Origin of the sequence: Pseudoalteromonas sp. GABNS16E, assembly GCF_028598715.1 — a bacterium.
In the GTDB taxonomy this organism is placed as follows: Bacteria; Pseudomonadota; Gammaproteobacteria; order Enterobacterales; family Alteromonadaceae; genus Pseudoalteromonas; species Pseudoalteromonas atlantica.
This window is the reverse complement of the sequence record NZ_JAQREZ010000016.1, coordinates 38,985-56,466: the sequence shown is the minus strand read 5'-3', so window position 1 is coordinate 56,466 and position 17,482 is coordinate 38,985. Positions and strand designations below refer to the sequence as shown.

General features: G+C 42.5%; 15 protein-coding genes and 1 riboswitch. Of the genes, 11 read left to right on the top strand and 4 right to left on the bottom strand.

Annotation, left to right across the window (positions count from 1 at the left end; all coding sequences use genetic code 11):
* Together PSI06_RS08905 and PSI06_RS08900 are read left to right on the top strand one after the other, a co-directional pair.
* A complete protein-coding gene (locus PSI06_RS08905) occupies positions 1-1,242 on the top strand; it encodes a glycerate kinase type-2 family protein (RefSeq protein ID WP_273603476.1) in 1,242 nt (413 codons plus the stop codon).
* Between the two features lie 73 nt (positions 1,243-1,315).
* A complete protein-coding gene (locus PSI06_RS08900) occupies positions 1,316-2,473 on the top strand; it encodes an ROK family transcriptional regulator (protein ID WP_273603477.1) in 1,158 nt (385 codons plus the stop codon).
* 106 nt (positions 2,474-2,579) lie between these two features.
* On the opposite strand, the gene PSI06_RS08895 is transcribed toward PSI06_RS08900, so the two are convergent.
* The 3 genes from PSI06_RS08895 to coaBC all read right to left on the bottom strand — a co-directional run bounded on the left by PSI06_RS08895 (position 2,580) and on the right by coaBC (position 7,376).
* The gene (locus PSI06_RS08895; protein WP_273603478.1) at positions 2,580-5,339 is read right to left on the bottom strand and encodes a S9 family peptidase; all 2,760 of its coding nucleotides are present in this window, start codon (positions 5,337-5,339) and stop codon (positions 2,580-2,582) included.
* Positions 5,340-5,497: 158 nt separating this feature from the next.
* Positions 5,498-6,085 (bottom strand): nucleoid occlusion factor SlmA, encoded by a 588-nt coding sequence (gene slmA / locus PSI06_RS08890; protein WP_004587943.1) that lies wholly within the window; start codon positions 6,083-6,085, stop codon positions 5,498-5,500.
* A gap of 97 nt (positions 6,086-6,182) precedes the next feature.
* Positions 6,183-7,376 (bottom strand): bifunctional phosphopantothenoylcysteine decarboxylase/phosphopantothenate--cysteine ligase CoaBC, encoded by a 1,194-nt coding sequence (gene coaBC, locus PSI06_RS08885; protein WP_273603479.1) that lies wholly within the window; start codon positions 7,374-7,376, stop codon positions 6,183-6,185.
* A gap of 144 nt (positions 7,377-7,520) precedes the next feature.
* On the opposite strand from coaBC, the gene radC reads away from it, so the two are divergent.
* The 3 genes from radC to rpmG all read left to right on the top strand — a co-directional run bounded on the left by radC (position 7,521) and on the right by rpmG (position 8,869).
* A complete protein-coding gene (radC, locus tag PSI06_RS08880; protein WP_273603480.1) occupies positions 7,521-8,195 on the top strand; it encodes a RadC family protein in 675 nt (224 codons plus the stop codon).
* Between the two features lie 270 nt (positions 8,196-8,465).
* Positions 8,466-8,702, top strand: a complete 237-nt coding sequence (gene rpmB, locus PSI06_RS08875; RefSeq protein ID WP_004587946.1) for a 50S ribosomal protein L28 — start codon at positions 8,466-8,468, stop codon at positions 8,700-8,702.
* A gap of 11 nt (positions 8,703-8,713) precedes the next feature.
* Complete coding sequence (gene rpmG / locus PSI06_RS08870) at positions 8,714-8,869, top strand: 50S ribosomal protein L33 (RefSeq protein ID WP_004587947.1); 156 nt, start codon at positions 8,714-8,716, stop codon at positions 8,867-8,869.
* Between the two features lie 933 nt (positions 8,870-9,802).
* Here rpmG and PSI06_RS08865 read toward each other — a convergent pair.
* Positions 9,803-11,920, bottom strand: coding sequence for a TonB-dependent receptor (locus PSI06_RS08865; protein ID WP_273603481.1), 2,118 nt, complete (start codon positions 11,918-11,920; stop codon positions 9,803-9,805).
* Between the two features lie 83 nt (positions 11,921-12,003).
* On the opposite strand from PSI06_RS08865, the gene PSI06_RS08860 reads away from it, so the two are divergent.
* From PSI06_RS08860 to PSI06_RS08835, 6 genes are all read left to right on the top strand, one after another.
* Positions 12,004-12,408: an acyl-CoA thioesterase gene (locus tag PSI06_RS08860; protein ID WP_004589047.1), complete on the top strand. Its 405-nt coding sequence runs from the start codon at positions 12,004-12,006 to the stop codon at positions 12,406-12,408.
* A gap of 311 nt (positions 12,409-12,719) precedes the next feature.
* Positions 12,720-13,118, top strand: coding sequence for an META domain-containing protein (locus tag PSI06_RS08855; protein ID WP_248463300.1), 399 nt, complete (start codon positions 12,720-12,722; stop codon positions 13,116-13,118).
* A gap of 94 nt (positions 13,119-13,212) precedes the next feature.
* Positions 13,213-13,318, top strand: a riboswitch (TPP riboswitch).
* A 143-nt stretch (positions 13,319-13,461) separates the two neighbouring features.
* The gene (thiC, locus tag PSI06_RS08850) at positions 13,462-15,414 is read left to right on the top strand and encodes a phosphomethylpyrimidine synthase ThiC (protein ID WP_273603482.1); all 1,953 of its coding nucleotides are present in this window, start codon (positions 13,462-13,464) and stop codon (positions 15,412-15,414) included.
* 55 nt (positions 15,415-15,469) lie between these two features.
* Positions 15,470-16,471: an FAD-dependent oxidoreductase gene (locus PSI06_RS08845; protein WP_273603483.1), complete on the top strand. Its 1,002-nt coding sequence runs from the start codon at positions 15,470-15,472 to the stop codon at positions 16,469-16,471.
* Positions 16,472-16,478: 7 nt separating this feature from the next.
* On the top strand, positions 16,479-16,673 hold the full coding sequence (gene thiS / locus PSI06_RS08840; protein WP_029774084.1) for a sulfur carrier protein ThiS: 195 nt from the start codon (positions 16,479-16,481) through the stop codon (positions 16,671-16,673).
* 4 nt (positions 16,674-16,677) lie between these two features.
* Positions 16,678-17,469: a thiazole synthase gene (locus tag PSI06_RS08835; protein ID WP_096041151.1), complete on the top strand. Its 792-nt coding sequence runs from the start codon at positions 16,678-16,680 to the stop codon at positions 17,467-17,469.
* Positions 17,470-17,482 lie beyond the last annotated feature (13 nt).

Below are 17,482 nucleotides of genomic sequence, written 5' to 3'. Positions count from 1 at the left end.
ATGGATTCTAAAAAGTCATTTTTAATCGATTTATTTACCACGGCGGTAAATGCCTGTAAACCGAGTGCTTGCATGAGCAAGTACTTGGAAAATATAGATGCCAGTAATGGCTTATGCGTGGTGGGAGCCGGTAAGGCCGCCGCCGAAATGGCTGCAGAGGTTAACCGTTTTTATGGTGATAAATGCTTTGGTGCGGTAGTGACACGTTACGGTTACGAAAGTGCCGGCGATACTGGGCGGATTAAAGTGCTTAGTGCTAATCACCCAACGCCAGATGATAACAGCTTAGCAGCAGGTAAAGAGTTATTGGCGCTTGTAAAAAATAACCCGGCCGATATTCCTATTTTGTTTATTATATCAGGCGGCGGCTCGTCGCTTATGTGTTTGCCGGTAGATGATGTACCGTTTGGGCAAAAGCAGGCGCTTAATCAGTTTTTACTTAAAAGTGGTGCAAGTGTTGATGAAATTAACGTTGTGCGCAAACAGCTCTCGCTTGTTAAAGGTGGCAAGTTAGCGCAAGCGGCTAAGTCGGATTATGTCACGCTGATTATTTCGGATGTAGTAGTGGATAAGCCAAGTGATATTGCATCAGGCCCCACAATTAGTGATAACAGCACTAAAGCCGATGCGCTGGCTATTTTACAAAAGTACAACTGGCCGGTTATTAACGAAATTGAAGCGTATTTATTAAAGCCTGAGCAACCACGCGAGGCTGATACTCAAGGCAAACACTTTATTGTGGCTAATGCCCAGCACGCGATTGACAGTGCTATTGATGTAGCACAGCACCAAGGCTGGGATACGCAAGTACTGGGGTACGACATTCAAGGTGAGGCAAAAGAGGTTGCCCGCGCACATGCTAAAATTGCCCTTGAGCAAAAAGCGCAAGGTAAGCGCGTTATGTTGTTCTCTGGCGGTGAGCTTACAGTAACGGTAGCCGATGTTTATGGCGATGGTGGCCCTAATCAAGAGTACTTAATGGCATTGGCTGAGGCGCTTAACGCCGAGGCGGGTATTTATGCCATAGCCTGTGATACCGATGGTGTAGATGGCAGTAAAGACGTTGCCGGTGCGTATATAGATAGCAGCACGATTGCGCGCGCACTTGCTGCTGGCGAAAACTTACACGCTCAGTTAGAAGGCCATAATAGCCATCAGTTTTTTAAAGCCATTGATGATTTAATTATTACTGGGCCAACAAATACTAACGTTAACGATTTTAGAGTGATAGTGATTGAGTAGGCGCGCTCGCCTACTTGTTCTTTAAAGTGGTTTAACGTAACCTTGTGCTCTAATTTTATTAGGGTTAATAGCTATGTTTTCGCTAAATAACAGTAACTTATTACGCTCAGGATTTGAGCTTGGAAAAGGCGGTAAGCTTTTTCAAGACATTGAACGTGATATTATTAAGGTGGTGTTTTGGGAGCAATGCGTAACACAAAGCCATATTGTGAGCGCCACCCGAATTCCGCAGCAAACTGTCTCGCGTTTACTTAAATCGTTAACTCAGCATGGCGTAATAATGCAAACCGATACGCTTATCCCTAATAAAAAGGGTAAGCCTGGGTTTGGTATTGCGCTTAACCCCGAATACGGCTTTACCTTTGGTTTAGCTATTTTGCTTGATGCTATTTCTGTAGCAGTCATGGATTTTACCGGCAAAGTTATTTACACCCATATGCAGCTTATGTCAGACATGAGTATTAATAACGTACTTAAAAGTGCGCAAAAGCTAGTGGACGATATAAGCGCAGAGCATAACATTGCAAGCGAAAAAGTGCTGGGTATGGGCGTGGGTATATCGGGCTTTTTTAGTTCTATGGACGGTAAAATGAATACCCACCATATGCTAGAGGAGTGGTCGCAGGTTGATATTATCGATATTGTCTCTAAGCATTTTCAACTCCCTACGTGGGTGGTGAATGACGCCACAGGCGCCGCCGCTGGCGAAGGAGTTGCAGGTATAGGCCGCGAGTATAAAAACTTTGTTTATATGTTTGTCTCGGCGGCATTTGGAGGCGGAATCGTAAATAACGGCGATGTATTGCGTGGTACTTACGGTAATGCTGGCGAGCTTGGCGATATGTTACCGCCAAAGTTATACGCTCACCCCAATTTAGAGTTACTAAAGCGCATTTTGAAAAAAAATGGTGTAGCAGTTGATTCAATTTATGACCTGCACGATAACTTTGACCCCGAATGGCCAGGCGTAGAAGAGTGGCTATTTAAAGTTCAAGACTCGTTTGATTTAGTAGCAACTTGTTGTTCGGCGCTATTAGATGCAGAAGCGATTATTATTGGCGGCCATATACCTAAAGAGCTGGCCGAAAAAGTAATAGCGCGTACTGAGGTTTACGCACAATTTAGACGCGGTGCTAAACGCCCAATGCCTAAGCTGGTGGTCTCAAACATTAATAACTTTCCGGTCTCCATTGGTGCAGCCACTTTGCCATTTAGAGAGCTGTGTTTGTAGCTTAATAATAGAAACTTTAAAACAAAAAGCCGATATTGATTTATACAATATCGGCTTTTTTAGTATTGAAACCAAATTCTTAACTAAGTGTTATGGCGAATGGGTTTTACTCTTCAACGAACGGTTCACCTTCTGTCATCCACTTAGCTGCTGGCTTGCCTTTTAAGTAATGGTCAAAGTACTGCATCATACGCACTGAAAAATCGACCTGATTAGGAAACTTTTTCAAATGATGTGGTTCACCTTCGTATTGTAAAAAGGTGGCGTCTTTACCCGCACGGCGCAAGGCTAAGTAATATTGCACGCCTTCGTGCCAAGGCACTGCGTCGTCTTTATCCCCAAACATAATTAAAATAGGGGTATTTACTTTATCGGCAAAAAACACTGGTGAGTTTTCGATGTATAGCTCGGGTGCTTCAAATAAATTTTTACCTATGCGGCTTTGCCCTGTTTCGTACTGAAATTGACGCGCAAGGCCCGACTTTAAACGTATGCCGCTGTAGGCGCTAGTCATGTTTGATACCGGCGCGCCCGATACAACCGCTTTAAACATATCTGTTTGAGTGATCATAAACGCACTTTGATAACCTGCCCATGAATGCCCTTGTAGGCCTATTTTATCTGGGTCGGCTATGCCTAGGTCTATAAGCTTTTGCGTGGCGTTGATCATGGTTTGCGTTGACGATTTACCTGGGTGGCCTATTTCAAAGCGAATATCAGGTAAAAAGATTGCATAACCATTTGAGGTAAACATAGGGAAGTTAGGACGATGATTTAGCTCCATTTTAGGAAAGTCATACATGCGCTGGCTCATATAGCGGTAAAAATACACAACAACGGGCACTTTATCGCCTTTTTTGTAACCTGCAGGTTTAATTAATACCCCTTGTAGGTCTTCGCCATCAAAGCCTTTGTAGCTAATTAGCTCAGGCTTTTCGCCCCAGGCAAAATCCGCCATTTGTGGGTTTAAGTTGGTAACTTTTTTAGGCGCTGTAAAGCTAAAGTCGCTTTGGTAGTAATCAGGAAACTGATGATATGTTTGCTCGGTAAAGAGGTATTTATCGGCATGTTTTGCCTTTTTAACTACATCAATACGTTTTTTGCCACTCAGTACGTTAGTAACCGTCTGTGAGGCTAAATCAAGCTTGGCTACTTCACGTTGCTTTGATTGTAAGTTAATGGCTGATACAAGTAATGTATCGTTTTGGGCAAAGCCTACGTGGTTTTTATCAAGTTTAATAACGCGATATTGCGTATTGCTTGGTTTACCATTAGTTAAACGCTCAGCGCGTTGAGTGTTGACATCAAACGCCCAAATATCGTATTTGCTATAAACCAATACTTGGCTGCTGTTATTTAACCAACCGGCAAACCCATAACCAGGTTGCGGTGATGGATAGTCGTGTTTGTCATCGGCAAACGTGGCATTAATAGCTTTGCTAAGGGCGGTAACTTTGTTGGTTTTTAAATCTTTAAGTTGCACTTGGCTTTGTGCAAAGTAGGCCGCATAGCGCCCATTAGGTGCAAGGCTTGGTGTAAACGGTGAGTTTTTAATAATGGGAGTTTGCTCACCGGTATTAATGTTTATGCTGTAGTAGTCGGCAAAAAAGCCACCGTACATAATTTTTTCTAGGTGGGCTTGGTTAGAATAGCCTAATACACTTTGGTTACGATTTGTGTTAAGCGCTAAATCACTGACTTTTTCATTGCTTAGTTGTACTGCTTTTTGGCTTTTTAAATGAAAAACAGCGCTGTAATGGCGGTTTTTATTAACCTTGTTCCACTGTTGTTCTTCTCGTGGTTTTATTTGGGCATCGTTGTTGTGCCACACGTTTAGCGCTTTATGTTCACGAATCGTGTCAAAGTCGTACAGTGATGCTTCGTCGGTGTACTCTTTTGCTTTTATTTTAGCGGCCAGTTTGGGGTGGTTTTCAAAATATAAGCGCTCGCCATTTTCAGACCAGCTAATCGATGCTGTTTTACCTATTACCCACTCTTTATTAGGGGAGTCGATAGTGCTAAGGGTGTTATTTTGCCAAAGCTTTAGAGAGTATTGTCTGCGACGCTCATCATCGTTTACGTAGTTACCGAGGTTAAATGCGGCTATTTCTTTATCAGGGTGCCAACTAATTGATTGTGCAACCACGCCTGGCTCATCAATTAATACGCTTTGCGCAAAGTTATTATTAAGTTCAAGCAGTACAAGCTGATTGTTGTTGCCATCACTAAAGCTTTGGCTGGCAATTAGCTGTGCGCCACTTGAGCTTAGCGCATAACTAAATACATTATTTAAGCTGTGGGTGGTGCTGTTTTTTAAGTTTATTATTACTAGCTCAAAGCTTTTATCTTTTTTATCTGGTGTGATAGCGCTTTTTTCTTCGCTGTTATCTTCAGTGGGTGTGTCTTTTTCTGCTTTTTTATCAACTCGATAAGCAAGCCACTGGCCATTGTTACCTAAAACATAGTCTTTTACGTCGGCAAATTGCTGTTTTTCGCCGGTTTGGGTATTGACTAAAATGAGGTTGTTTTTAAGTGATGACTTTTTCTCGCTGGTCTCTTGCTCAAGCAGGGTGGGTACTTGTGTAAATGCCACCCAATTAGCCGCTTTGTTAATAACGGGCTTGGTGCCGCGCTCTACGGTACTAATAAGGGTGTTTGTTGTTAAGTCATAAACTTGCCCGTTTGCATTGCCACGGTAGGGTTTAGCGCTAAAGCTGAGGATTTTACCATCATCTGAAAGTTGGGTGTTTTTTGCGTACTTAAAATCGAATACGTCTTTAAATTTTAACGGCTTTTGAGCCCAAGCAGCCGGGCTCGCTAAGCTTGCAAGCAGTGCTGAGCTTAAAAAGGTGAGCGTTGTTTTCATTATTGATTCTCGTTTTTCACAGTACTTTTAATGTAATAAGTATTGTAGCGAGTTTGGTTTATATTTCGAGCGGATCAGATAAGCGGTATAAGAAAAGGGACGAAAGGGTAAACGTTAGCGCGATTAACTAGCGCTAACGGTAAAATAATAAAGTAAGGTTATAACCAAATTTTTTGTAGTTCTGGCCATTGTTTTTCAAATTGCGAACTTGGTTTTACTTTAAAGTCGCTGCGCACAAACTGGTTCATTTTACCTTCAACATAGGCTAGTAAAAAGTTAGCAAGGGTGAGTTCGTCACTTTGAAAGGTTTTACCTTCACGAAGTTTGCGCTCGCGCAGTACTTGTTTAAATTGCGTTTCTAGCTTTTCAAATAGCCCTTGTACACGTTCGCGTAAACGCTCTTGCTCGCCTTGCAGGGCGTCGCCGGTAAGTATGCGTGTAATACCTGGGTTTTTTTCTGCAAACGTTAGTAGCAACAACAAAATATTATAAACGCGTGTTTGGCTTTCTTTTTCGTTTTCTAAAATAAGGTTAATGCGCGATAAAAGCGTGTCTTCGATAAACTCTATTAGGCCTTCAAACATACGTGCTTTACTTGGAAAGTGACGGTAAAGCGCAGCTTCAGACACACCCACTTCAGCAGCAAGCTTTGCAGTTGTAATCCGTTGTCCTGGGCTGGTTTCTAACATTTGCGCGAGGGCTTGCAGTATTTGCTCTTTGCGATTACTTCTTTTTGTCGCAGGCATGAACCTTCCTTTTTTATTTGTTATTTTTAGCTGCTAATCATTTTTTGTTCAAATGAGTGGCTTATGTTAATGTTTTATTCAGTTTGTTTCCAGCACTTTATAGTTGCTTGGCAAGTTGTTTAATTACCTCAAGAGCAATGCGTGTTTTACTATTTACCGCCAGTGCTAACTGCTCATTTTGCCAGTAAAGTGTTAAAGCATTGTGATCTGAATTAAACCCTAAACCACTTTGCGATACATCGTTAGCGCAGATCATATCGAGATTTTTATTTTTAAGTTTACCCTTTGCATAGCTCTCTACATTTTGCGTTTCAGCAGCAAAACCCACAGTGTAAGGGCGGTTTTGCGTTAAGTTTGCTACGGCGGCTATTACATCGGGGTTTTTAACAAGGGTGAGGGTAAGCTCATCGCCTTGTTTTTTCATTTTTTGAGTCGCTACATTAGCCGCTCTATAATCGGCTACGGCTGCACAGCCAATAAAAGCATCAGAGAGTGGGGCATAGGTTAATGACTCATTTAATAGCTGCTCAGCGCTTTCAATGTTTATTAAATTAACGCCAACAGGGGCTTTGATAGTGACAGGCCCTGAAATTAAATTGACATGAGCGCCAAGCTTTAAAGCGGCCTCAGCCAGGGCAAAGCCCATTTTTCCTGAGCTGTGATTAGAGATAAAACGTACAGGGTCAAGCGGCTCTCGGGTTGGCCCTGCTGTAATTGTAATGGTTTTACCTGCTAATAATTGCGGCTGCTCTGTGGCAGTGCACAAAGCCACAAGCTCATGCGGCTCTAGCATGCGCCCAGCACCTACATCGCCACAGGCTTGCTCACCTTTGCCTGGGCCCCAAATAAGTACGTCACGTGCTTTTAAAGTGGCTAAATTTGCTTGTGTTGCAGGGTGTGCATACATTTGCTGGTTCATTGCTGGGGCTATTGCCACTTTAGCAGGGGCTGCCAGTAATAGTGTGGTAAGTAAATCATCGGCGATGCCTGCGGCCATTTTGGCAATGGTATTACTCGTTGCAGGCGCGACTAAAATTAAATCAGCCCATTTGGCAAATTCTATGTGGCCCATTGCAGCCTCTGCTGAGGGGTCAAGTAATGAATCAGACACCATTTCACCACTCACCGCTTGCATGGTTAATGGGGTTATAAAATGTTTAGCTGACTCGCTCATAACTACTTTTACTTCGCAACCTGCCTCTTTTAAGCGCCTAACGAGCTCGGCACATTTATAGGCCGCAATGCCGCCGGTGATGCCAAGTACGATTTTTTTGTTTGTTAAGTTAGCCATGAGTGTTTTTTGCTTGAGTGTATATGCAGGCTAAAATAACAAATCTTTGTGCTTTGAGCTAAGTTTTTAGGATTAAATAATCAGGCTAATTTTAAAAATTGCATTACAGTTATAAGACTGTTTTTTAATCATCAAGGATGAATAATGCAATTAACATCGTTACCTAACTCACTTCGCCCACGCGAAAAACTCATTGCAAAAGGCCCTAAAGCATTGACCGATGCTGAGTTATTAGCGATATTTTTGCGTACGGGCCTACCCGGTATGAATGCGATTGAGCTTGCACAGCACCTGCTTAACGAAAACAAAACATTGCATAATTTATTTAACGCCAGCCAAGATGAGTTTTGCGCACAAAAAGGGTTAGGGATGGCAAAATATGTGCAATTGCAAGCGGTGCTTGAGCTGAGTCAGCGTTACATGCAGGAGCGTTGCCAGCGCGATGCGGTGTTTAATTCGCCAAATGCGGTGTATGAATATTTAACGCTGCAAATGCGTGGGCTACAGCAAGAAGTGTTTATGGTGCTTTATCTCGATAGCCAAAACCGTTTAGTAAAAGACGAAATTTTGTTTTATGGCACGATAAACTCAGCCAGCGTTTACCCCAGAGAAGTTCTAAAAGCGGCCTTAAAAAATAATGCTGCGGCCATTATTTTGGCACACAATCACCCAAGCGGGATTGCCGAACCAAGCCAAGCAGACAAACTTATCACTAATAAATTACAACAAGCACTGCAATTAGTAGACATAAATGTGCTTGATCACATCATTGTGGGAGGAGAAACGTGTGTTTCTTTTGCACAGCGAGGCTTGATTTAAGGTTGCTTGATGAATAAGTGTGTTAAAAATGAGCGGTTTGGACGGTTTTAGCAAATTAGTTTAATTTAAATGCAGTTTTTACTTTCCCTAAGGGCATTCGATCTTTATAATTAGCCGCTATCAAATTTACATATGAGCTGGTTGGATAGATCAGTATTTGATCTTTGCCTGTAAAAGCTGTATAAAGAGCGCCCTTCGATTTATCTAGGGCACAAATACATGGCCTTAGGTTAAATTAAGCTCGAGCGAAGTTATTGGAGATATATAGACATGTCTAAAGTATGTCAAGTTACAGGTAAGCGTCCAACGGTTGGTAATCACCGTTCACACGCGAGAAACGCGACTAGACGTCGTTTCCTACCTAACCTACAAACACACCGTTTTTGGGTTGAAAGTGAAAAACGTTTTGTAACACTACGCACTACTACTAAAGGTATGCGTATTATCGATAAAAAAGGCATCGACGCGGTACTTACAGATATCCGTGCTCGCGGCGAAAAAGTTTAAGGAACTGAATCATGCGCGATAAAATCCGTTTAGTTTCAACTGCTGGTACTGGTTTTTTCTACACTACCGACAAAAACAAGCGTAACATGCCTGAAAAGATGGAAATCAAAAAGTTCGATCCTAAGGCTCGTAAACATGTGATTTTCAAAGAAGCTAAAATTAAGTAATTTAGTTTTCTTTCAGAATTGTAAAAACCCAGCTTATGCTGGGTTTTTTGTTTTTAGCACTTATCAATATTAAACAGCCCCTAAAATATTTTATTAAATCAACAGATATAATTTAAGTATTCTTGTTTTTAATGGCTTACTAGTTCTTAAAAAGGCGAGCGTCGAAGTTTTGAGGCGTTATAGCTCACTGAAGTGATGTAATTAATGCTCCGCTTGTTTTGTATTATCTTTAACCCTCCCCTGAACATGGCTTAATGAAGTGATAGCATCTTAGGATATTTAGCCCGTATAAAGGCAAGCTAACTCGATATAAAATATTTAGCATGCTTACTTTTAACTTCTTTGCACACTATGGACTTGCAATGTGTTACCGCACACAGATTTCTTAAGAAAGTCGCCTGTCTTGTCGCTGAGCAAGAAAAAGAATGGTATAGGCCTTTAATTTGAGAGTGTTTCCTAAGGTAAGCGTGGATTATGTATTGCATACTTTCTATCTAAGACTATGTGCAATTTCTAATCTATCTAATTAGGTATATAAGGAAGTGCGAGACCAAAAATTAAGCTGTTACACAGGAGGATTGAATAATGTTCTGTAACTTTTATAACATGTGTCAAACCGCAAGGGTGTCTATTTACCCGTAACATACCCTGTTTGTTTCTTACGATGCTATTACAGTGTTTCGTGAGTAATCGGGGTGCGCAGCTAAAAGCACATTTATAAGTTTGACAGATAATATATGGCTTTTAAGAATATTTGTATAGGTTAGGGCTTAACTAAAATGACAGCAATGTGCTAAAAGTTATAAGTTTTCTTGTGCTTAAAAAACTTTGCTAAGGTAAAACCCTCAAAATCGAAGATAAAGAGGGAATTACATACTTAATAAAAGAGCCGCATATTACAGCGTAAGTAAAGCCCTTAGTCGAGAAGGGTCATTACAGCTCTAACGTAAACGTTATACCCGCTACTCTTGGTTCACCTAATTGCACGTAGGTGTGTGTAGCATAGCCATCAAGTGGGTCATTACCAAACTCAAAGCCGCGGGTTGGTACTGTTTCGTCAAATACGTTACGTGCCCATGCGCGCACTGCCCATATGTCGGCTTCGTAGCCTAGGCTTAGGTTTACTAAATTGCTGCTGGGTGCTTTTGAATTATGGCTATCGGAGAAGTAGTAATCGTCCTTACCTTCAACACCAATCATACCGTACAGCTCATTAGTAAAGTTGTAACGTGCGCTAAATGCGTATTGGTATTTAGGTGATTGCGCTTGCTCACGACCGTCTTGATTTAAGCCAGATTGCGTTACAAAGTCGTCAATTTCTGTGTTTAAGTAACCCGCACTACCTGTTAAGAATAAGTCTTCGGTAAGTTGGTAACTACCTTCAACTTCTAGCCCGTAGTTGCTACCAGAGCTTGCGTTATCAACGTAGCCTGTAAATTGCTGACCTTCTACTTGCCATGCTTTTAGCTGTATGTTGTCGCGGTGCATATAAAATGCTGCTAAACGAAGGGTAAATTTATCATCAAGCGATGAACCCTTAACGCCAAACTCGCCGCTCCAAAGGTATTCTGGGTCAAAGCTTGTATGCTGCTGGAAAAAATCAGCATCTAGGTTTAAGCCTTCATCTTTAGCTTTGGCTAATGCTTCTGAATTAATACCGCCAGCTTTATAACCACGGGTAATGCTGGTGTAGATCATAGTACGGTCAATCACTTGGTATTCAAGTGCTATTTTACCGCCAACCATTACGTCGTCAGTCTCTTCAATAAAGCCGTTGCTGTCGGTGTAATCACCTTGGTATTGCTCTACACGTAAACCGGTAATGAGTGTGGTTTTAGGGCCGATAGGTGTGGCTACTTGGCCGTAAACAGCTACGTTACTGGTTTCGTAGGTTGATGCAAATGTACTTGCAAGCCATGTGTATTCGCGCTCTAAATCTACATCGCGGTTTTGATAGTAAACACCGGCAACCCAGTTACCTGTTTTAGAATTAAATTGTAAATTAGCCGATTGATCATCGCGATCACGCGTGTACACATCGGTTGAGCTATAACCCCAAGGGTGTAAGCCAGCTGCACATAATTGTGGCTCGCTTGCATCGTTACATACCCAGTCTTCATCAAAGCTGTAAAGTAGCTCTGTATCAATGGCTGAAAGGTTTAAACTTACATCAAAGGCATCAAAGCCTGTGTAGGTATTATTAATACCAATGGCGTAGCTTTGTTGATTATCTTGGCCTGGCTCGTCGGCTACACTATTACGGCTGTTATCAAGCGTGAACGCATCGTAGCCGTTGTTTATATCTATGTAGTGCAGGTTTAACTCTGTGTTTAAATGCTCAGTAAGTTGGCTGTTTAATTTAAAGCGGGCTACTTGCTCATCTTGTTGTTGAGTTTCGTCGTTTAAATATAGGTTATCTACGTAGCCGTCTGATTTTCTGCGAAAGTAGCTGACGCGGGCACTTGTGTCGTCGGTTAATCCAGTACTTGTTGCAAGGCCTGCTTCGCGTGAGTTATAAGTACCCATACCCACTTGTAATTTTAAGCTCGGATCGGCAGTTGCCTGAGCTGATTCCATTTGGATCATACCGGCCATGCCGTCTGCACCAAAGCGAGTGCCTTGTGGGCCGCGGTAAATTTCTACCTGGTCTATATCAAATAATAATGAGCTGCCACCTAAACCCGAGTAGTTAATGCCGTCAATAACTAAGCCAACCGATGGGTTAATTGGATCTACAAATTGTGAACGAAGTCCCACTCCACGAATTTGAATATAACGACCACGAGACGCACCAGATGTAAAGTTTACGTTGGCTGTACTACCTAGCATTTCGTCTAAGTAACTTGCACCACGTTGATTAATTTCATCTTTGCTAAATAGGCTAGCGCTAGCGCTTAATGTTTGAATGCTTTCACGTTGAAAGTCGCCTGTAACAACAATTCGTTCTAGGTCGCTGTCATCAGCGTTTGCTATAAGTGGTGTACTAATTAGCGGTAATAACGCCGCAGTAATTAAAGACAAACGTAAGTTCATTAGGTTACTTAACTCCATTTTGGGGACTCGTATGGTAGCAATTATTTTAATACTTGTGTTATAACGCAGCGATTATACGTTAAATAATCAGGATTACTAATATGACCTTTAAAGTTGATTTTAAAGTGCGCCATTACGAATGTGACCTACAAGGAATTGTAAATAACAGTGTGTACTTTAATTATTTAGAGCATGCTCGCCATGAGTTTTTATTTGCAAATGGGGTTGATTTTGCACTACTAGCAAAGCAAAAAGTCAATTTAGTGGTGATACGCAGTGAGGTTGATTATAAACATTCGCTTGTACCAGATGATGAATTTTATATAGCAGTTGAACCTGAGCGTATAAGCCGTATAAAGTTTGCGTTTAAGCAAACCTTAGTGCGTAAACACGACAACAAAGTAATGCTACAAGCCAAGGTTATAGGCACTTCGGTTAATGAAAAAGGGCGCCCTTTTTTACCTCCCGAAATAGATAATTTATTTAAAAATTACACCCAGGATTAGCGGGTATAATTTTTAGGGGCTGTGAGCTTTGGGATTAAATTTAACCTAGTTTGTTTTAAAGCAGCGCCTAGGCAGTGGGGTTGTTTATCGTAAATAGCGGGTAGCGTAGGTGCTGTTATCGAGCCCACTAAGTTACAAACCAAGCAAAGCGATTAAAGCCCCCTTACTGTGAACACGTTTTAATCTGCAAAGTTCAACACTCTCTAAACTATCATAGAACAAAAATTTACATTTAAAACATGCATTTTTAACGGATAAACCGCATAAAAATTGTTACTATTACGGTAATTAAATATTTAGTTAGAAATAGCATGAAATTAGCAGCACTACCGATGCTTTTAATCGGTTTATGTATTGGTTGTACAGCCACAGGGACGGTGACCACTGAGCAGCTAAAGTACACACAATGGCAACTATCAAAGGTTGATGGTTTAGCTGTGCCGGCCTCTTACAGTGCATCAATGAGCTTTATTGAAGCGTTGCAAGTAAACGGGTTTGCAGGATGTAATAAGTTTTTTGGTGAAGGCGAGCTTAAAGACAGCAGTATTAGCGTTAATAAACTTGGCATGACGCGTAAGTCGTGCGGAGAAGACGTTGATGAGCTAGAGCAGCAGTTTTTACAAGCGCTAAGAGAAGGTGCAACGCTTACCATGCAAGGCCCACAGTTAGTTATGCAGGGCGATCAAACTTTTTTGTTTATTGCAAAGTAGTGGCATGAGTATTTAAAACTGCCCCTTGCAGGCAATTTTTAACTGGCGTACACTCAACGCTGATTTGATCAAAATAGCAAATCAACGAACATAATTTTACTTGTCGGAGTGCCTTAAATAATTAAGGCTGAGATCGCGAAAGCGGGATCCGTGAACCTGATCAGGTTAAAACCTGCGTAGGGAACAAGCTGCCTAAAATGGGACGCTTGTGCGTCTTTTTTTATGCGCACAACAAAATAACTAGCCATTTTAGGCCGCAAAGCAGCGTAACCACTGCTTTACGATCTTTCTCTATTCCTTATGGAATATCTGACAAGACAACCCTTTAGCAATGAGGTAAGTCATGTCAAACACTACAAATAAGTCTACACGTCGAGAAACGCGCGCTGCTGCGTCAGATTACATTTATAATTTAACGGGTCAGCCATTTCCAAGCTCACAAAAAGTGTATGTTGAGGGTAGCCAAAGCGGTGTACGCGTGGGTATGCGCGAAATTACATTAAGCGATACGTTTATTGGTGGTGATGAGCAAAACCCTGTGTATGAGCCAAACGAGCCACTGCGTGTTTACGATACATCAGGCCCGTATACCGACCCTAACTTTGAGCTAGACGTACGTAAGGGGTTACCTAAATTTCGTGAGCAGTGGATAAAAGAGCGCAACGACACTGAAGTGCTCGACTCGGTCACTTCGCAATTTGCTCAGCAACGTATGGCCGATGACGGCCTTGATCATATTCGCTTTGATCATTTACCTAAAATTCGCCGTGGTAAAGCGGGCAAAAACGTGACGCAAATGCATTATGCTCGCCAAGGCATTATTACCCCTGAAATGGAATACGTAGCCATACGCGAAAACATGGGCCGTGCACAAATTAGAGAAGAGCTGCTAGCAGCACAGCATAAAGGCGAATCGTTTGGGGCGAGTATTCCCGATTTTATTACCCCTGAATTTGTACGCGACGAAATAGCCCGCGGTCGCGCTATTTTACCAAATAATATTAACCACCCCGAAACCGAGCCCATGATAGTTGGCCGTAACTTTTTAGTTAAAGTTAACGCTAATATTGGTAATTCATCGGTAAGCTCATCAATCGAAGAAGAAGTAGAAAAAATGGTGTGGTCTACGCGCTGGGGTGCCGATACCGTAATGGATTTATCAACCGGGCGTTACATTCACGAAACCCGTGAGTGGGTAGTACGTAATTCGCCGGTGCCCATTGGCACGGTACCCATTTATCAGGCGCTTGAAAAAGTAAACGGAGTGGCCGAAGACCTAACGTGGGAGATATTTCGCGATACGTTAATTGAACAAGCCGAGCAGGGCGTTGATTACTTTACCATTCATGCCGGTGTATTGCTGCGTTATGTGCCAATGACGGCAAAGCGTGTAACCGGCATTGTATCGCGTGGTGGCTCAATTATGGCTAAGTGGTGTTTAGCGCACCATAAAGAAAACTTTTTATATACGCACTTTGAAGATATTTGCGAAATTTTAAAACAATACGATGTGTGTTTTTCGCTTGGAGATGGCCTTCGTCCAGGTTCGATTGCTGATGCCAACGACGAAGCGCAATTTAGTGAGCTACGTACGTTAGGGGAGCTTACAAAAATTGCGTGGAAACACGATGTACAAGTATTTATTGAAGGCCCAGGCCATGTGCCAATGCATATGATTAAAGCCAATATGGATGAGCAATTAGAACATTGCGGCGAAGCGCCTTTTTACACATTAGGCCCATTAACGACCGATATAGCACCAGGGTACGACCATATAACATCGGGTATAGGCGCTGCACAAATAGCGTGGTACGGCTGTGCCATGCTGTGTTATGTAACACCAAAAGAGCATTTAGGTTTGCCCAATAAAGAAGATGTAAAAGAGGGCTTAATTACCTACAAAATTGCAGCACATGCGGCCGACTTAGCCAAAGGCCACCCCGGCGCGCAAGAGCGCGATAATGCATTATCAAAAGCGCGCTTTGAATTTAGATGGCACGACCAATTTAACATTGGTTTAGACCCAGAACGTGCCCGTGAATATCACGACGAAACCCTACCGCAAGAGTCAGGCAAAGTAGCGCACTTTTGCTCTATGTGTGGCCCTAAATTTTGCTCAATGAAAATTACCCAAGAGGTACGCGATTACGCCAAAGATCTCGAATCACGCGGGATCGATCCTAACAATGTTGGCGATGCAATTGAGATCAAAATGCTTGATGTAGAAGCGCAAATGAAAGCGAAATCTGAAGAGTTTAAACAAACGGGCTCAGAAATTTACCACAAAGCAATATAAGCCAATAACAGGTTAGCGGCTTATGGCTGCTAGCCTGTTATTAAAAGGAGGTTTTATGTTTTACAACATTGCTGTTGTGGGGTTTGGTTTAGCAGGGCGCTTAGCCGCCCTTGAGCTTAGTAAGTCGCATCATGTAACCGTGTTTGAAGCCAGTGACGAACACACACAAAATAGTGCCGGTAAAGTGGCTGCGGCAATGCTTGCTCCGCTTGCTGAGTCGGTATTGTGTGAAACGGATTTAGCCATCATGGGGCTAAATTCTCTCAAGCGCTGGCCAGAGATAGTGAGCGAGCTTGAAGGCGAGGTTTTTTATCAGCAAAAAGGCACGCTGGTCGTGGCGCACCAGCAAGATAAAGGTGACTTACAAAGCTTTAGCCAGCGTATTAAGCCTATAGCAGGGCACAGCGCGCAGGCGTTAAATGCTCAGCAAATAACGCAGTTAGAACCCGAATTAGCTAATCGTTTTAACCAAGGTGTGTTTTTACCCTGCGAAGGGCAAATAGATAACCAGGCCTTTTATAGAGCAAGCTTTACCATGCTTAATAAACGTAAGGTTAAGTTTGTTTTTAACCAACGCGTTAGCATTCAAAACGGCGAGGTGAATAACCGCGCGTTTGATTACATTATTGACTGTCGTGGCTTAGGTGCTAAAGGCGATAAACCCCTTAGAGGGGTACGCGGTGAGGTGGCTAGATTACATGCACCTGAGGTTAATTTAACGCGGCCGGTGCGTTTAATGCACCCGCGCTACCCAATTTATATAGCGCCAAAACCAAATAATGAATATGTAATTGGTGCAACTGAAATAGAGTCTGATGATAGCGGCCCTGCAACAGTACGCTCCACGCTTGAGCTACTTTCGGCGGCTTACACTGTGCACAGCGGGTTTGCCGAAGCACGGCTGTTAAATATTCAAAGCGGGTTACGCCCCGCATTTAGCGATAACCGCCCTGCGGTTTTAAAAACAGGTAACGTAATTAGCATTAATGGCTTATATCGTCATGGCTATATGTTAGGGCCCGCCTTAGTGGCTGATGCGTTATCTCAAATAGGGTGAGTAATAAATGACTATAACAATTAATGGTGAGCTGCTAACTATTAAAAGCTCAATGCTTGTTGATGTATTACAAAATTTTGGTGCAAAGCCTCCATTCGCGGTGGCACTAAATGGCGAATTTATTCCACAAAGTTTGCACGCCAGCACCACAATTAACGAAGGGGATAGCATTGAATTGTTATCGCCTATTCAAGGTGGGTAGCATTATGCAAGGTAACGATTGCTTAACTATTTATGGCGAGCAGCTAAATAGCCGTTTATTAATAGGCTCGGCGCTTTATCCCTCTCCAGCGGTGATGGAAGAGTCTATAAAAGCCTCTGGCGCGCAAATAGTAACGGTGTCATTAAGGCGCCAGCAAAGCGCTGCCGCAGGGGATGACTTTTGGCAGCTTATAAAAAACACTGGCCTTAAAATACTGCCGAATACCGCAGGGTGCCACAGTGTAAAAGAAGCCGTAACACTTGCTAAAATGTGCCGTGAAGTATTTGCAACCGATTGGATTAAGCTTGAACTAATAGGTGATGATTACAACTTACAACCCGACCCATTCGCATTGTTAGAAGCCACAAAAATATTAATTAATGATGGCTTTAAAGTATTGCCTTATTGCACTGATGATTTAGTTCTTTGCCAGCGTTTAAACGAGCTAGGGTGTGAGGTGCTTATGCCTTGGGGCGCGCCTATTGGCACCGGTAAGGGGCTTTTAAATAGTTATAATTTAAAAACAATTCGTGAGCGCTTACCAAACACAACATTAATTGTAGATGCAGGGCTTGGTTTGCCTTCGCATGCCTGCCAAGCGCTTGAATTAGGGTATGATGCGGTATTATTAAATTCAGCGATAGCAGGGGCTGGCTGCCCAATTACGATGAGCCGTGCATTTAAAGCCGCGGTAGAGGCAGGGCGCTTTGCGTATAATGCCAAAGCAATGCCTGAAAAAGACTTAGCCGCCCCCTCAACACCTACAATGGGTATGCCGTTTTGGCATCAGCAGTAAGGAAATAAAGAGT

Excerpts from the sequence above, each read along its gene's own strand:
- PSI06_RS08865 (WP_273603481.1), bottom strand. The coding sequence starts at position 11,920 with ATGGAGTTAAGTAACCTAATGAACTTACGTTTGTCTTTAATTACTGCG.
- thiS (WP_029774084.1), top strand. The coding sequence starts at position 16,479 with ATGACTATAACAATTAATGGTGAGCTGCTAACTATTAAAAGCTCAATG.
- PSI06_RS08855 (WP_248463300.1), top strand. The coding sequence starts at position 12,720 with ATGAAATTAGCAGCACTACCGATGCTTTTAATCGGTTTATGTATTGGT.
- thiC (WP_273603482.1), top strand. The coding sequence starts at position 13,462 with ATGTCAAACACTACAAATAAGTCTACACGTCGAGAAACGCGCGCTGCT.
- PSI06_RS08895 (WP_273603478.1), bottom strand. The coding sequence starts at position 5,339 with ATGAAAACAACGCTCACCTTTTTAAGCTCAGCACTGCTTGCAAGCTTA.
- PSI06_RS08860 (WP_004589047.1), top strand. The coding sequence starts at position 12,004 with ATGACCTTTAAAGTTGATTTTAAAGTGCGCCATTACGAATGTGACCTA.
- rpmG (WP_004587947.1), top strand. The coding sequence starts at position 8,714 with ATGCGCGATAAAATCCGTTTAGTTTCAACTGCTGGTACTGGTTTTTTC.
- slmA (WP_004587943.1), bottom strand. The coding sequence starts at position 6,085 with ATGCCTGCGACAAAAAGAAGTAATCGCAAAGAGCAAATACTGCAAGCC.
- rpmB (WP_004587946.1), top strand. The coding sequence starts at position 8,466 with ATGTCTAAAGTATGTCAAGTTACAGGTAAGCGTCCAACGGTTGGTAAT.
- PSI06_RS08905 (WP_273603476.1), top strand. The coding sequence starts at position 1 with ATGGATTCTAAAAAGTCATTTTTAATCGATTTATTTACCACGGCGGTA.
- PSI06_RS08835 (WP_096041151.1), top strand. The coding sequence starts at position 16,678 with ATGCAAGGTAACGATTGCTTAACTATTTATGGCGAGCAGCTAAATAGC.
- radC (WP_273603480.1), top strand. The coding sequence starts at position 7,521 with ATGCAATTAACATCGTTACCTAACTCACTTCGCCCACGCGAAAAACTC.
- PSI06_RS08900 (WP_273603477.1), top strand. The coding sequence starts at position 1,316 with ATGTTTTCGCTAAATAACAGTAACTTATTACGCTCAGGATTTGAGCTT.
- coaBC (WP_273603479.1), bottom strand. The coding sequence starts at position 7,376 with ATGGCTAACTTAACAAACAAAAAAATCGTACTTGGCATCACCGGCGGC.
- PSI06_RS08845 (WP_273603483.1), top strand. The coding sequence starts at position 15,470 with ATGTTTTACAACATTGCTGTTGTGGGGTTTGGTTTAGCAGGGCGCTTA.